The organism is Lutibacter oricola, assembly GCF_900106565.1.
Classification (GTDB): domain Bacteria; phylum Bacteroidota; class Bacteroidia; order Flavobacteriales; family Flavobacteriaceae; genus Lutibacter; species Lutibacter oricola.
Genome location: NZ_FNNJ01000002.1, coordinates 553417 through 569289, shown reverse-complemented (window position 1 = coordinate 569289; position 15873 = coordinate 553417). Strand labels below are relative to the sequence as shown.

At 29.0% G+C, this 15873-nt stretch carries 15 protein-coding genes; 11 read left to right on the top strand and 4 right to left on the bottom strand.

All coding sequences use genetic code 11. The annotated features are described in order from the left end of the window. Position 1: 1 nt before the first annotated feature. From BLU40_RS07105 to BLU40_RS07090, 4 genes are all read left to right on the top strand, one after another. Positions 2–1312 (top strand): MFS transporter, encoded by a 1311-nt coding sequence (locus BLU40_RS07105; protein ID WP_090121615.1) that lies wholly within the window; start codon positions 2–4, stop codon positions 1310–1312. A gap of 169 nt (positions 1313–1481) precedes the next feature. After that, the gene (locus tag BLU40_RS07100; protein ID WP_090121613.1) at positions 1482–1940 is read left to right on the top strand and encodes a cold-shock protein; all 459 of its coding nucleotides are present in this window, start codon (positions 1482–1484) and stop codon (positions 1938–1940) included. Between the two features lie 161 nt (positions 1941–2101). Next, on the top strand, positions 2102–5137 hold the full coding sequence (locus BLU40_RS07095; RefSeq protein ID WP_090121611.1) for a sulfatase-like hydrolase/transferase: 3036 nt from the start codon (positions 2102–2104) through the stop codon (positions 5135–5137). Between the two features lie 146 nt (positions 5138–5283). Then, entirely contained in the window at positions 5284–5862 is a 579-nt protein-coding gene (locus tag BLU40_RS07090) for an EF-hand domain-containing protein (RefSeq protein ID WP_090121609.1), read from the top strand. Between the two features lie 96 nt (positions 5863–5958). Here the strand turns inward: BLU40_RS07090 and BLU40_RS07085 are convergent, their stop codons facing one another. Next, the gene (locus BLU40_RS07085; protein ID WP_394331706.1) at positions 5959–6609 is read right to left on the bottom strand and encodes an acetate uptake transporter; all 651 of its coding nucleotides are present in this window, start codon (positions 6607–6609) and stop codon (positions 5959–5961) included. 88 nt (positions 6610–6697) lie between these two features. Beyond that, the gene (locus BLU40_RS07080; protein ID WP_090121605.1) at positions 6698–8881 is read right to left on the bottom strand and encodes an amino acid permease; all 2184 of its coding nucleotides are present in this window, start codon (positions 8879–8881) and stop codon (positions 6698–6700) included. A gap of 174 nt (positions 8882–9055) precedes the next feature. On the opposite strand from BLU40_RS07080, the gene BLU40_RS07075 reads away from it, so the two are divergent. Continuing rightward, the gene (locus BLU40_RS07075; protein ID WP_090121602.1) at positions 9056–10372 is read left to right on the top strand and encodes a DEAD/DEAH box helicase; all 1317 of its coding nucleotides are present in this window, start codon (positions 9056–9058) and stop codon (positions 10370–10372) included. A 113-nt stretch (positions 10373–10485) separates the two neighbouring features. Then, positions 10486–11055, top strand: a complete 570-nt coding sequence (locus tag BLU40_RS07070; protein ID WP_090121599.1) for a hypothetical protein — start codon at positions 10486–10488, stop codon at positions 11053–11055. A 42-nt stretch (positions 11056–11097) separates the two neighbouring features. Here BLU40_RS07070 and BLU40_RS07065 read toward each other — a convergent pair whose 3' ends face one another. Continuing rightward, the gene (locus tag BLU40_RS07065) at positions 11098–11982 is read right to left on the bottom strand and encodes an AraC family transcriptional regulator (RefSeq protein WP_090121595.1); all 885 of its coding nucleotides are present in this window, start codon (positions 11980–11982) and stop codon (positions 11098–11100) included. 238 nt (positions 11983–12220) lie between these two features. Here BLU40_RS07065 and BLU40_RS07060 point away from each other — a divergent pair, with 238 nt between their 5' ends. The 5 genes from BLU40_RS07060 to BLU40_RS07040 all read left to right on the top strand — a co-directional run bounded on the left by BLU40_RS07060 (position 12221) and on the right by BLU40_RS07040 (position 14997). After that, positions 12221–13099, top strand: coding sequence for a DUF4437 domain-containing protein (locus BLU40_RS07060; protein ID WP_245729909.1), 879 nt, complete (start codon positions 12221–12223; stop codon positions 13097–13099). A 10-nt stretch (positions 13100–13109) separates the two neighbouring features. Next, positions 13110–13400, top strand: a complete 291-nt coding sequence (locus tag BLU40_RS07055) for a putative quinol monooxygenase (protein ID WP_090121943.1) — start codon at positions 13110–13112, stop codon at positions 13398–13400. 34 nt (positions 13401–13434) lie between these two features. Then, complete coding sequence (locus tag BLU40_RS07050) at positions 13435–14109, top strand: NAD(P)H-dependent oxidoreductase (RefSeq protein WP_090121591.1); 675 nt, start codon at positions 13435–13437, stop codon at positions 14107–14109. Positions 14110–14291: 182 nt separating this feature from the next. Beyond that, a complete protein-coding gene (locus BLU40_RS07045; protein ID WP_090121587.1) occupies positions 14292–14723 on the top strand; it encodes a C-GCAxxG-C-C family protein in 432 nt (143 codons plus the stop codon). A gap of 82 nt (positions 14724–14805) precedes the next feature. Then, entirely contained in the window at positions 14806–14997 is a 192-nt protein-coding gene (locus BLU40_RS07040; RefSeq protein WP_090121583.1) for a cold-shock protein, read from the top strand. A 62-nt stretch (positions 14998–15059) separates the two neighbouring features. Here the strand turns inward: BLU40_RS07040 and BLU40_RS07035 are convergent, their stop codons facing one another. Then, complete coding sequence (locus BLU40_RS07035) at positions 15060–15704, bottom strand: thiamine phosphate synthase (protein ID WP_090121578.1); 645 nt, start codon at positions 15702–15704, stop codon at positions 15060–15062. Between the last annotated feature and the right edge of the window lie 169 nt (positions 15705–15873).

Genomic DNA, 15873 nt, shown 5'->3' with positions numbered 1-15873 from the left:
CATGACTAATAAGTTTGAAATTGTTAAGCCTAAAAAGGTTCCTTTTTTTTATGGTTATGTAGTGCTGTTTTTTGGAACTATAGGTATTTGGGCTAGTATTCCTGGGCAAACTGTTGGTGTTTCTGTTTTTACAGATTATGTTAAAGATGCATTGGGTTTAACTAGAAACGAGTTTAGTAATGCCTATATGATAGGTACTTTTTTAAGTTCTTTTATTGTAGCAAAGGCAGGCTTTTGGTTCGATAAATTTGGAGCTCGTTACGTAGCATTTTTTGCTACTATAGTTCTGGGATTTTCACTTTTATTGTGTTCAATTTCTGTTGAAATTAGTGAGTTTGTTAAATCTTTTTTAAATAACACTAGTTGGCTTATACCATTTTGTGTAATAACCATATTGTTTTTTTTTATTAGACTTAGTGGTCAAGGTATTTTAACTATGGCTTCTAGAAATATGGTTATGATGTGGTTTGATAAGCATAGAGGTAAAGTAAACTCATTAAGCAGTATTGCAATTTCTTTAGGTTTTTCAAGTTCTCCTATATTTATAAGTAAACTTATAGATAATAACGGTTGGGAGTTAAGTTGGCAATTAATGGCAATTTCTCTGTTTATTTTTAGTTTGTTTATTCTTATTTTTTACAAAAATAAACCTGAAGATTATAATTTAAATCCAGATGGAGAAGAAGTTAAGTCTGTTAAAGAAAATAAACCAACAGTTACAACTAATTTTACGCTAAAGGAAGCTAAAAAAACAAGAGCATTTTGGGTTTATGGATTGATATTATCATTTAATAGTTTTTTTATTACAGGTTTTACATTTCATGTAATATCCATATTTAAAAGTTTCTCTTATACTAAAACACAAGCTATTTCTATATTTTTACCAATATCAATTATAGCAGTTTCGGTTGCTACATTATGTAATGTGTTAAGCGATTATATTCAGCATAAAATATATTTATACATTATGCTATTTTGTGGTTGTATTGCCTCTTTAGGTTTATTGTTTTTAAATTATGAAATAGGAGTATACTTACTTATTATAGGCTTAGGAGTTTTAGGAGGTTTGTTTTCTGTAGTAAATGCAGTTACTTGGCCAAAATATTATGGCCGTAAATACTTAGGGTCAATAACTGGTAAAATAATGAGTTTTTTAGTGTTGGCAAGTGCTATTGCTCCAACTTTATTTAGTTATAGTTTCACCTATTTTGGTTCATATTCATATGTAAGTATATTGCTTCTTACTTTTGTGGTAGGTTTAATTATTGCCTCTTTAAAGGTTGAAAATCCTCAAAATAACGCAGTTAAATAAACTTATAAGGTTATTATTATAATAATTAAAAATCAAATCCTATATTTGCAAAAGTAAAAAAGAGCTTGAAACACTTGTTACAACTATAAATAGTTACTTGTTTTCTTGAAACATTGTTTAGAAAAAGCATTTTACACATTTTATTAACTCATAAATTTTTAAATTTTTAATGGCTAAATCACAACAAACCTTTAACAAAATCGAAAAAGAAAAAAAACGTTTAAAAAAACGTGAAGAAAAACAAAAGAAAAAATTAGCGCGTAGAGCTGAGGCTGCTGAGGCTAAAGAAAAAGGTGAAGTAAGTGAATTTGCATATGTTGATCATTTAGGTAATTTAACAGATACTCCACCTGATCCATCATTAAAAGTTGAAATTGATGCAGAAAGCATCGAAATTGGTATTCCAAAGAAAGAGGATATGGAGCCTGAAGATCCAGTTAAAAAAGGAAAAGTTTCATTTTTTGATACTTCGAAAGGTTTTGGATTTATTATTGACACGGATTCTAACGAAAAATATTTTACACACGTAAGTGGTTTAATTGATCAAATTGCTGAGAATGACAAGGTTTCTTTTGAACTTGAAAGAGGGTTAAAAGGAATGAATGCTGTAAAAGTAAAGAAAATCTAAAAAAAATATTTTTATATATGAAAGCCTATCAATTATTTTGATAGGCTTTTTTTATTTTAGTTAAAGATAAACCTGACTTATTACAAGGTAATTATATTGAATACAGCTATAAGTAATTAGCATAGTTTTGTTTTAAAGTAAGTTAAACCAAAATTATATTAATGTATAAAAAACTACTTCAACGTTATTTAATACTGTTAATTTGTTTATTATCAGTTATTAATTTAAAAGCTCAAATACAGGGTAGTAGACCTAATATTGTTGTAATTTTAGCCGATGATTTGGGCTATGGAGATGTTGGATTTAATAGAGATGCGAGTTTTCCTGCAGAATTAGGAGCAATACCTACACCTCATTTAGATAATTTAGCAACAGATGGTATAATAATAAAAAATGCACATGTTGCGCATCCTTTTTGTGGGCCAAGTAGGGTTTCTATTATGTCTGGTATTTATTCACATAGAATAGGTGCACAATATAACTTGCCTAATGATATTACTACAACATTGGGACCTGACACTAATGAAACTTATTTCCCGAAAATTCTTCAAAATTCAAATTACAACACAGCTGCATTTGGGAAATGGCATTTAGGTTTTGTTGATGGTTCATATCAGCCTTTAGATAGGGGGTTTGATTATTTCTTTGGGTTTTTAGGTGGCGGAAAAGAGTATTTTGAAAACTCATACGAAACTAATTTTTACAATACCAATACAACCCCTTGGACACCAAAAGGAACAGTTACTAATGAATATAAAGATCCTTTATGGAGAAATAGAGGTTATGTGGATTATACAGAGTTTAGTAATTTACCAAATGAAGATTATTTAACAGATTTATTAACTGACGAGGCAATTGCATATGCAACAGCAAATGCACCATCATCAGATCCATATTTTATGTATCTTTCATATAATGCGCCGCATACTCCATTGCAAGCTCCTGATGCTGAAAGAGCACAATTTCTTGTCGATAATCCAAACTTTTATAATTTGGTTAGAAATAGTGCATACATGTACAATGCTAATCAGGTAAATGATGATAAAATGGAGAAGGCAGTAAGAGATGAAATAGGTGATACTGCTTATGATGCATTAAGTCCTGAAGATCAAGCAGCAGCAATATTAGCAAAAAGAGAAGAAACTATTGAAGATTTTACACAAAAGCGAATTACTTATGCCACTATGGTTTCTAATTTAGATACAAACATAGGTAGACTTATTGATGCTTTGGATAATGATATTACGGAATTTAACAATACATTAATTATATTTTTAAGTGATAATGGTGGTTACACTTACAGTAAAGGAGCTGTAAATTACCCTTTAGATGCTTTAAAAGGAAGTGTTAAAGAAGGAGGGCACAAAGTTCCTATGTTTATACATTGGCCAAACCAAATTAGTGCTCCATCAACCTCAAACCATCAAGTAAGTGCACTAGATTTATACCCTACATTAGTTAATTTAGCAGGAGGTACAATACCAGCTACTAAAACTTTAGATGGCGTTAATTTTATGGATGCAATTTTAGCAGGAAATGATCCTAGACCCGATAAATCTTTAGCTATAATAAGACCTTATTTTGGCTTTCATAACGGAGGTATGTCAATGGGACAATGGAAAATTGTGAAAACTGGGGGAAATGGAGCTTGGAGATTGTATAATATTTTAACAGATCCAGGAGAAACAACCGATTTAAGAGCTACAGAACCTAATGCTGAAGCTATTATTCAAGAGTTTATGAATCAAGGTGTTGATTTAGTAAAGCCATTTAAAGATGTAAAACCAGCTTGGTACGACAATGATGGAGATGGATCTGGCCATCCGCATTTAGCATTATGGAACAATGGTACTTTACCTGCATATAATAAATTTTTTGAAAGTTCTTTATTGCTGTTAGATGAAGAAATTAATAAAATCTCAATTACAGCAGTTACAAATGCAATTGAGGGTGAAACAGATGGAGTTTTTAATGTTAGTTTACCTGAAGGAGTTTTAGCTGAAGAAGATATTGTTATTAATTACTCAATAACCGGAGATGCTTTAAATAATGGAGATGATTATACAATGTTAGCGGAAACTGTAACTATTTTAAATGGAACCAATAATTCAGATATAATTATTTCAGCAATACAAGATGGAATTGATGAAATTAGCGAAACAGTTACTATACAGTTAGATGCAACAACAGTAGGAAGTGTTGATACTAATTCTGCTAGTATTTCTATTTTTGATGTAATTGTACCAACTAATTTAACAGCAGGAGATGTTGCTATTGTTGGTTGGAAAGCAGAGGGAACAAATAATGGAGCTGTATCTTTTATGCTGTTAAAGGATATTACTGCAACAACAAAACTATCTATTTCAAATAGAGTTTGGACTAATGCAAGTGGTTTTATTGGCAATTATAGTGTAGATGATGTTTGGACTTGGACAGCAGGAAAAAGTTTTTATGTAGGAGATGTATTTAAATTAGATTCTGATGGTTTAATTAAACAAGTTAGTGGTGATTTGGAAACTATAGTAGGTACAACCTCACACGATGTTACAGGTAAAACAACTGAATCTAGTGATGGAGATTTTGATTTATCTACCGGTGGAGATTCAGTTCTAATTTACCAAGTTTATGATACCTTTGCAGAACCAACAGATGCTAATTCTACAGCTTGGATTGCTGGTTTAACAACCAATGGAGTTTGGGGTACTGGCGGAGGAAATACACATTGTGAATTACCTACTGCCTTAACAATAGGTTTAAATGCAGTACAAGTTGGTAACGATCAAGATAATGGTGTTTATAATGGTAAAATTGAAGGTGATGCAGCGTTGTTAAGAACTACTATTAATAATAATTCTAATTGGGAAACTAGTGAAACAACAAATTATAATTTATGGCCTTTTAATAAAACTGTAAGCTCGATTGAAGGAGATATAGGAAGTACAGGTACATTAAGTGTTTTAAATGAAGAATTAGAAAAAAATATAAATGTATATCCAAATCCAGCGCAAAATAAGGTTAAAATTAATTTATCTAGTAAGTTAATTTTAATTGAAGCTAATCTTACAAGTGTTTCTGGATTGAATGTTAAAAGTAATATTTCTGACGTGGTTTATTTAGAAGATGTTTCAACAGGTATCTATTTTTTAAACATAAAAACTAACAAAGGTTCTATTACTAAAAAAATAATTAAGCTTTAAAATTAGATTGATTGTTTTAAGTTTAAAATACCCACAGTAAGTGCTGTGGGTTTTTTATTTATACATACATTTAATTTATTTATAAACACAAATAAATTAAGAGGTAATACTACTTTTAAATTATTAAATAATCAATTATATATTTTATGAAATTTTTAAAAGGTACAATTTTAGTAGTTGCTTTATTAGCAATAAATACAGTAATAGCTCAAGATTCAAAAGAAAAAGCAGAAAAAAAATTAGGCTGGATGGATGCAGATAAAAATGGATCTGTTAGTTTAGAAGAAATGACCGCTTTTTATGAAGGTAAAAAAGATAAAAAAGGTAGACCTATAAAAGCGAAAGATATTTTTATAGGATCAGACCATAACAATGACAAAAAAATCACTGTAGATGAATTTCAAAAAAAGATTAATTGGAAAAAAGTAAACAAATCTAAAACTAAAATTAAAAAGCCCGCTAAAAAAGGTTTAAAAGTAAAAAATAAATTGCCAGAAGGTAAAGATGAAAAAAGGTTGTTTTGGATGGATAAAGATAAAAATGGATCTGTTTCAAAAGCAGAGATGATAGAGTTTTTCAAAGGGAAAAAAGATAAAAATGGAAAACCTAAAAATGGTGAAGAATTTTTTATTGGAAGTGACGCTAATGATGATGGAAAAGTAACTCTAGACGAATTAAAAAAAGGTGTTAACTGGAAAAAAGTAAATGCTAATAAGAAAAAATAATGAAAACATTGTTTTAAAGTTTATAGCCAAACTATAAAAAGAAAAGCCGAATTAGAATGTTCTAATTCGGCTTTTTATATGATTGAATTGTAAATACTAACTTTGTGTACTTAATTTAGCTTTTGAAGAAACATTTTCATTGTTTTTTAAGTTTACCCAAGGTTTTCCAACTTTTAATAATGCTTTTCCAGCAACATCATTAATAATTGTTGCTCCCATCATATACCAGGCAGCAAGAGCACATACAATTAAATCATATGCCGCTAAAGTTGTTAATTCAGGAAAACCAAAATGAGCTAAATCTAATAATATAAAACCTACTAATAAAGTTGTAAATGTAAAGGCCATTGCTGTATGTATAAATAACGACCCAACCCAGAATATAAAAGTTAATAAGGTCCAAGCAACTAAATAAAAACCAACATCTGTATGAGATGAAACGTAAACACCAGAATTGTTTAGCATCCAAATTATACCTAAACCAATCCAAAAAGCACCATAACTTACAAAAGCAGCGAAGCCAAAGTTATTACCCATTTTTTGTTCTAAAAACCCTGCTATCATTTGTGCTAAACCACCAAAAATAAATCCCATAGATACAACTGGACCAAGCCCAATAAAACCTAAATTATGAAATTGTAATAGTAGTGTTGTTAATCCGAATCCTGCCAATCCAACTACAGCTGGGTTGCCTAATTTTGTTGTACTCATAGTGTTTAATTGTTCATTTTTATAAAGCTCAAAAATACTTTATAAACACCTTACAATACCATGACTTTTATCATCAAAAACAACAAATTACTAATACGATTTCGTTAGCTTAATAACATTTAATTTATTCCTTTTTAATAAAATCTAAATCCAAAACATTAAAATTATTTGCAGCTTTTACAAGAAGAGTAGAACCAATTGTTTCAAATAAATGGTTTGTTTTTAAAACAAACTTAGCTTGCTTTTCTACACCAAAATTTGGAATACCAACTACAGTTAAATCAGTGTTTTCAGAAAAGTCTTCTATAATATCATAAAAAGGTTTTTGCTCTACCGCATTATTAATAATTATAATTTCTACACTAACTCTTAAGTCTTCAACAAGTTCATGAATTTTATTATGTATTAATACTTTGTCTACATTGTTATTATTAACAAATAGCACACGTATGCTAGTTTCGTTCCATCGTGGAGATGCAATAATAAAACGAGCAATATTTAGCATCATTTCTGCATTTTTACTATCGGTTTCTCTCCACCAAAAATCTACAGTTTTATAATTTCCAAATTTTTGATTTCTATCAAAATCTAAATACAGTAAATTATAATCTAAATGAATTAAAGTTGTTGTCATTTTAGAATACTCAGTAGAATTTTCTAATCCTTTTGGCCAACCCATCATAATTGTATTGGGCTCAACACCAGAAAAACCGTAGGTTGTAGCAATATTTGTAATTCCATCGTAAATATTACTAACTTTAATTTGACGAGCAAAAATACCTAAATCTGTAAAAGTTTCATCTCTTACAATTTGTTCTGTACGTTTAAGAGGTTTGTTATTTTCTTTATCTAAAATTAGTTTAAAATTGGTTACAATTCCTGTTCTTCCCGAAACAGTTTTTCCTAATTGCAATAAATAAGATTGATGCTCACTTTGTCCACTAAATAAAATAATATTTGGGTTCCAGTTAGATTTTTCATCAACTTCAGCATCAATTTTTTTCAACCCTTTATTTACAACATTTTCCCAAACACTTCGCCAAACATCATTAGATTGCAGTTTAACTTCTTTACGCTGTAACCAAATATACAAAGCGGCTATAACTGCAAATGCACCAAGCATTGCAAGCATATCTAACTTAAACATAACAGCAAAACAAGCCATAAAACCAAGTAAACCAATCCAACTTTTAATTTTAAATGTTGGTTGAAAATCTGGATTTGCCCAACTTTCTAAAAAGTAAGAGATATTGATAAAGCCATATGCGGTTAAATAAAACATAGAAACTACACGAGCAATAACATCTAACTCTCCAATAAGAATACCTGCTTCAGCAATAATAAAAACAAGAAAAAGCGCATTAACGGGTTCGTTATTTTTTCCTCTTCCTTTACCAAAAATTGGAGGCGTAACTTTATCTACAGACATAGCTTGTAATATTCTTGGTCCACCTAAAATTCCTCCTAAAGCAGAAGATAATGTAGCTCCCCAAATACCAGCAACAACTGCAGGAGCAAAGAGAGCTATTTTCATTAAAATATTATAGTCAGACTTTAAATTGGCTGAATCTACATTATAAGCTAAAAACACAGCTAAAGCTATATAAATAATTAATCCAACACCTATAGCGTAAAGAGTTCCTCTAGGTATAGATCTTTTTGGGTCTTCTAAATCTCCGCTCATAGCAATACCAGCTGTAAAACCAGTAACTGCAGGAAAAAACACTGCAAAAACAACTTCTAAAGGAATTGATTCTTCAGAAGAAAACATTTTTACTGTTTCAGGTTCAAAAGACGAGTTTCCAAAAAACACAGCAACTAGAGAAACTATAATAGCTGCCAAAATAAAAAACTGTGTTTTTATTGCTGCAGAAGTACTAATTAATGCCAAAGCTGTTAAACCAACTAATGCTATAGTTCCTGTTAATCGAACATCATTTATACTTGTTCCAAAACCAAAGTAATTGTTAAAACTTTCAGCAAAACCAATTAAATATAAAGCTATTGAAAATGCCGTTCCAATATAAAGTGCAATACCAATAGAGCCACCAATGGGAATACCCATACTTCGAGATAATACATAATAAACTCCACCAGCGCCAATTTTTTTATCTGTTGCAACAGAAGAAACGCTTAAACCTGTTGAAACAGCAATTACATGTGCTAAAATAATAATCATTATAGCGCCAATTAAACCTGCGTTACCAACAACCCAGCCTAAACGCATATACATAATAACCCCTAAAATTGTTAAAATAGAAGGAGTGAAAACTCCTGCAAAAGTTCCAAATTTTTTTCCAACAGCCATTTAAAATACCATATTGTGATTAAAAAAATAAAAATAGCTAATCCGTATAAATTAATCACTATTGAAGTGTTAATATTCATCCAATTAATTACTATTCTATTAAATTAATTAAGAATTAAAGACTTATATAATGTTTCTAGTAAAAGTGTGGTTATATTTGCCGAAAATTATATTATGCCATTACAATTTTCTGATTTAGGAATTTACAAAGATCAACAAAGCGTTTTATTAGAATTAGATATAGTAAAACCTACAACTGTTCAAGAAAAAACAATACCCCTTATTTTAAATGAAACTAAAGATATTGTTGCTTTAGCTAAAACGGGAACTGGTAAAACTCTTGCTTTTGGATTGCCTTTATTACAATTAGTAGATTCAGAAAATACAAATGTTCAGGCAGTAATATTAGCACCAACAAGAGAATTAGGTCAGCAAATTTATAATAATTTAGAAACTGTTAAACCTAAAACCTCAAAAATTGGAATTACTCCGCTTTTTGGAGGTATTGCTTTAAAACCACAAATTGAAAGTTTAAAAGAAACTACCCAAATTGTTGTAGCTACACCTGGGCGTTTAGTAGATTTAATGAAACGTAACGAAATTAACATTAAAAATATACAATATTTAGTGTTGGATGAGGCAGATGAAATAGTAACTGCTTTAAAAGAAGATGTAAGTGCTATTATTGCTGAAACTCCTAAAACTAGAAGAACCTTATTGTTTACAGCTACAATGCCGGGAGCAATAAAGCAGTTGGTTCAAAATTATATGTCTAAACGTGTAATTCAGGTTGAAGCTGATATGAAAACTGTTGGCCATCAGGGAATTGACCATAAATATATTGTAGTTGAACCCATTGAAAAATTAGAAGTATTATTACATTTTTTAAATTCTAAAGAAGGTGAAAGAGGTATTATTTTTTGTAAAACTAAGGCAGCAGTTAATAAATTAGCTAAGAATTTAGCCATTAATAAATTTTCATCAGGAGCTATACATGGAAGTCTAACACAAGGTATTAGAGATAGAGTTATGGGGCAATTTAGAAATGGCCACATAAATATACTGGTTGCAACTGATTTAGCTGCTAGAGGAATTGATGTAAAAGATGTTTTGTATGTTGTAAATTACCACTTGCCAGATGTTTATGATACATATGTACATAGAAGTGGGCGTACGGCTAGAGCAGGGGCAAAGGGATTGTCTTTAACTATTTTACAAAAAGAAGAAGTTGATGATATTGCGGATTTTGAATTAGAATTAGGAATCACATTTAATGAATATAAAAAAGCTAATGCACAGAGTATTGAGGAAAATAATACGTTATTGTGGGCTAAAAAAATATTTAAAACTAAACCAAATCGTGAAATTTCTGAACCACTAAAACAAAAAGTAAGATCCGTTTTTCACCATTTAACTAAAGAAGAATTGATTGAAAAGGTTTTAGCCGATTACTACAAACAGATTAATAAAAATAATTCTAAGAAAAAATAGAAAGGTTATTTAATATTTATTTAGACTCATTCTTTATTTAAAATAAAATAAGTGTATTTTTTACGTTTATTAATTCAATTTTATAAATTTGCGGCCTTAAATTTATAAATTCTATGAACACATTTACAAAAATTTCATTGCTTTTTGCAATGATAGCAAGCATTTCAATAAATGCACAAAAACATCACGAAGAACCAAAACACACTAAAACTAAAGAACATGGTAAACATAAATTAGCCTTTTTTACTGGGTTTACACATGTTTCTTCAGCATTTTATGAGCACGAAACACACGAAGAAAGTACTGGAAAATGGGTTCCAACTATTGGATTAGATTATTTTTATTCACTAAATAAAAAATGGAGTATTGGAACTATAAATGATATTGAGTTTGATAATTACATTATTAAATTAGACAATGAAGAGGAAGAGGAACGTGTAAATGTATTAATTAGTTCTGTGGTAGCTAAATACAACATTAACCATCAGCTAGGTGTGTTTATAGGACCTGGAGTTGAAGTAGAATTTAGTGAAAGTACTAAAAACTTTTTTGTTGTTAAGGCAGGAGTTGAGTACGAGATAGAAATTTCTAACGGATGGGAAATAGCACCATCATTAATGTATGACTGGAAAGAAGAATATAAAACTTTTTCCTATGGCTTTAGCATTGGTAAACGATTTTAAATAAAAACTCCTAATCTTACTTATTGATTAGGAGTTTTATTTTTAAGTAGAACATTGTGTTTTCTTCAATAAAACATAATCACCGTTCAATTTAAACTCTTTTATAGACATTCCAACGTAACGTTTAAATGTTTTAGATAAATGGCTAACATCTGTAAAGCCTAAATCATCTGCAATTTCAGTTAATGTGTAATCAGAATTTATGAGTCTGATTTCTACCAATTTAAGTTTTGCTTTTATAATATATTCTCGCAATGATATTTTTACTTGTTTTCTAAAGAATTCACTTACATATGTAGAGGACATCATAAAAACTTCAGCCAAATGATCTACTTTTAAATGACTCGGTTTATCAATATGTTCATTAATATAGGTTAGCATTTTAGTAATTCTATCATCAACATTGTTTTGATCAACTTCATAAAAATTACTTTTTTTAATATTTCTAATAAGTACCTCCAAAATACTTGTCATTAAACTTTTAATTAATGAAATAGATTCATTTCCATAGTTTCTAGATTCTTGTAAAATCATAGATACTAAACTTTCAATATGATTTCTGTCAAGATCGTTACTTATAATTTCACCAGGTAGCTGATTGTAATTTGAAAGAATATATGAAGCTTCTTTAAACCATTTATCTCTATCAATAGAATCTCTTTGTATATTTTTAAAAAATGAATCAGTAAATTTTAAAAACACAAATTTGGAAGGTGTTTTAAGAATAAATTTATGACATTTTAATGGTGGCAACAAAAATACGCTTCCTTTTTCATAAGGGTAATCATTGTAATTGATACATTGAATGCCTTCTCCATCTTTTATTAATACCAATTCGAAAAAATTGTTTTTAACAGGGCGTTGTTTCCATTCGGATAATTCTAATTCTTGTATTTCAAAAGGTTTGTAAGCTTCTAATACCTCCATAATAAGATAATTTTTAAACAAATTTATGTAAAACAGGCATATAAGACCTATAATATTTAAATAAAACCTTTAAAAATACACAAATACCCTTTTTATGTACAACGGATGAATAGGAATCAACATTAAATTTGTCATATTAAATTACATATCAATTTTTAAAAATCAATTAAGTACATTCATACTAAATTAGTTTAAACTTATTTTCTCAGAAATAAACAAACAATTAAAATTATATAAAATGAAAAGAGCAATATTTACTGTTGTAATTATGTCTACCTTAGTTTTCTTAACATCTTGTGAAACTAAAGTTAAGGTACAAAAGGAAAAGGATTCTAACACAATAGAAAACAAAATTCCAAAATCAATTAATAACCCAACAACTAAGGTTGTTTTAGCTTCAGAAGTTGATTGGAGTTATTTAAATCCTAAAAGAAAAGACAAAGCACCAATGGCTGGAACTTTATGGGGAGATAGAAAAGGAACTGAGGCAACTGGTTTTTTATTAAAACCAAAAGATGGATTTTCATCTCCTCCGCACATTCACAATGTATCATATAGAGGTATTGTAATTAGTGGTTTAATTCATAATGATGATCCTGCTGCAGCAAATATGTGGATGCCTTCTGGTTCTTTTTGGACACAACCTAAAGGTCATGTTCATATTACTTCTGCAAAAGGTGTAAATACCATTGCTTATATAGAAATTGAAAAAGGCCCTTACTTAGTTTTACCGAAAGAAGAAAAATTTGATAGTGGAGAAAGACCAGTAAACGTAGATAAATCTAATATTGTATGGTTAGATGCTTCAGAAGTAAAATGGATTGATAAAGCTGGTGCTTCAATTGCTTTTATTTGGGGAGAACCTAAAACAAATCAATTAAACGGATCACTTATTAAATTACCTGCTGGTTTCAACGGGAAAATTTATACAAAAGGAGAAACATTTGGAGCTGTAGTTGTTAAAGGAGCCCCTGAGTTTTTAGGTACAGAGAATAAAACTTTAGAAACAGGTAGTTATTTAAGCTCAAAAGGTGAAGCGCTTCATAATATTTCAACTAAAGAAGAAGTTGTTTTTTATGTTAGAACAAATGGAGAGTACAACATATTATCTAAATAAAAATAAAATTATGAGTCAATTAACAATTGTTGCTAGAATACTAGTAAAAGAAGGTGAAAGAGATTTTGTGAAAGCAGAATTATTAAAATTAATTCCAATTACAAGAGCAGAAAAAGGATGTATTAATTACGATTTACACCAAGATAACCAAAATCCAAATTTATTCTTATTCCACGAGAACTGGGAAAATCGTGAATTATGGCAAGAACATATGGAAAATGAGCATTTAGCAGAATATTTGAAAGTTACAGACGGTGCTGTTGAAGAATTTATTTTAAATGAAATGACAGTTATTGGTTAACAAATAATTTTAAAACATACTAAACATAAAAAAAATGAACATTCCAAATATTTCAAAAAAAGACATTATTAATGCATTTGAATTTAGACACGCAACTAAAGAATTTGATGATACAAAGAAAATATCTGACGAGGATATTAACTTCATTCTAAAAACAGCTAATTTATCTCCAAGTTCATTTGGTTTTGAGCCTTGGCATTTTATTGTTGTTCAAAATAAAGAAATGAGAGAATTGTTAAAAGAAGGTGCTTGGGGAGCTCCATTAAAATTAGATACTTCAAGTCATTTTGTGTTAGGTTTAAGTATGAAAGCTCCTATGGTAAAGTGGGATTCTGATTACATTATGCATATGATGAAAGATGTAAAACAATTTCCTGAAGAAGTTATTGAAATGTATTCTAAATTTTATAGAGAGTTTCAAGAACGTGATTTTAATTTGGATAACGACACTAAATTATTCGATTGGGCTTCTAAACAAAACTATATTGCATTAGGAAATATGATGACAGCTGCAGCATTAATTGGTATAGATTCTTGTCCTATGGAAGGATTTCATATGGAAAAAACAGAAGCTTTATTAAAAGAAAAATTCGGTGTAGATACTGAAAAATATGGTTTATCTTATATGGTAGCTTTCGGATATAGAAAAGCCGCTCCAGAATTTACTAAATCTAGAAGAGAATTTGAAGATATTGTTACTTGGAAATAATATTTATACTAATAATTTTATAATAACCATTTTGAACAATTTCAAAATGGTTTTTTTATGTACTTAATTTATAATATAGTTTACATTATTTAAAAAGATTTTAAATTGGTAAAACTTCTATTTATATAGGCCTATAAAATTTCCAAATTAGTAACTTTACCTTGTAATTGAAAAATAAAATTATGAAAAAGAATATTGAAGAAATTCTTAAAAATTCGAACGGTTTAAACTGTTGTCAAAAAACAGTAAATGCTTTTGCTGAAGATCTAAATATAGATATGGAAACTACCTTAAAAATGACTGCTGGGTTTGGTAGTGGACTTACGCAAGGAGAAGTTTGTGGAGCTGTTTCAGGAGCATGTATTACTATTGGGTTAAAATATGGTTCTGCAAATATACAAGATGAAGAGGCAAAAAGATTAACCAAAGAAAAGGTAAGTAAGTTTATGCAAAACTTCAAAAAAGAACATAAAGTTATAAGATGTAAAGAATTGCTTGGTTATGACTGTACAACTCCTGAAGGTTTAAAAGAAATAGGAGAGCAAGGGCTTCATCAAAAATTATGTCCAAAATTTATTGGGGACGCTATACGTTTAACAGAAGAAATTATTTAATTCTATTACGAGAGGTAAAGGTTTTAAATTAATGGCATTATAGTTGCTATTATAAAACTATAATAAATAAAATTACAATATAATGAGTAAAGGAACAGTAAAGTTTTTCAATGAAACTAAAGGATTTGGATTTATAACTGAAGAAGGTGTAAGTAAAGATCATTTTGTACACATTTCAGGATTAATAGATGAAATTCGTGAAGGTGACGAAGTTGAATTTGAATTACAAGAAGGAAAAAAAGGATTAAATGCAGTTAACGTAAAAGTTATCTAAAAATATATTCAAGTTTTCAAAAAGCCCATCAATATTTGATGGGCTTTTTTTATGATAATTATCTATTCGAAAGTATAACGCTGTTCTTTTGTTGAAGAAGCGTTTAACAATTCATTAAACAATCGGATAGAATTAAAATCTTTTGTAATAGCTCTCGACACTGCAACTCCAGAAATTCCAGTTTCTAATATTTCAGAAACATTATTAGTTGTTATACCTTTAATTCCAATAATAGGAGTTTTAGTTTTTAGCTCATCAATAATAGCTGTATAACCATTTAAACCTAAGTTGATTGGAGTGTTTTTTTCTGTTGTTTCAGAGTTATACGGGCCTAAACAAATGTAATCAACTTCTTTATTAATTAAATCCTTACAATTTTGTAATGTATTAGCATATACTCCAATTAATTGCCAAGAATAAAGAAATTTTCGAACTATTGTTGGGCATGTATCCATTTGCTCTAAATAAACACCATCTGCCTTAATAGTTTTGGCTATTTCATAATTACCGTTTATTATTAACCTTGTTTGAAAATGTACTGTAATTTTTTGAGCTTCTTTAGCCCATTTTAAATATTTTTTGTTAGAAATGTTTTTCAAATTTAATTGTACCAATTCTACACCAGAAGTACAAGCTTTTTGAATGTTCTCTATATGTTCTTTAGGTGAATTTCCTTGAGATATATAATGTAATTTAGGTATAATCATTACTAAGTTTCTTGAAGTTTTCTGTAATTATTATACAGCGTTTTAAGATTTAATGAATTGCAAAAATACGAATGTTTAATTACTCAAACGCTCATTTACCAAAAGAAATAAACTGATTAATAAATACCTACTATTTGTAATAAATAAATTAAATTTGGAATTCATAAAA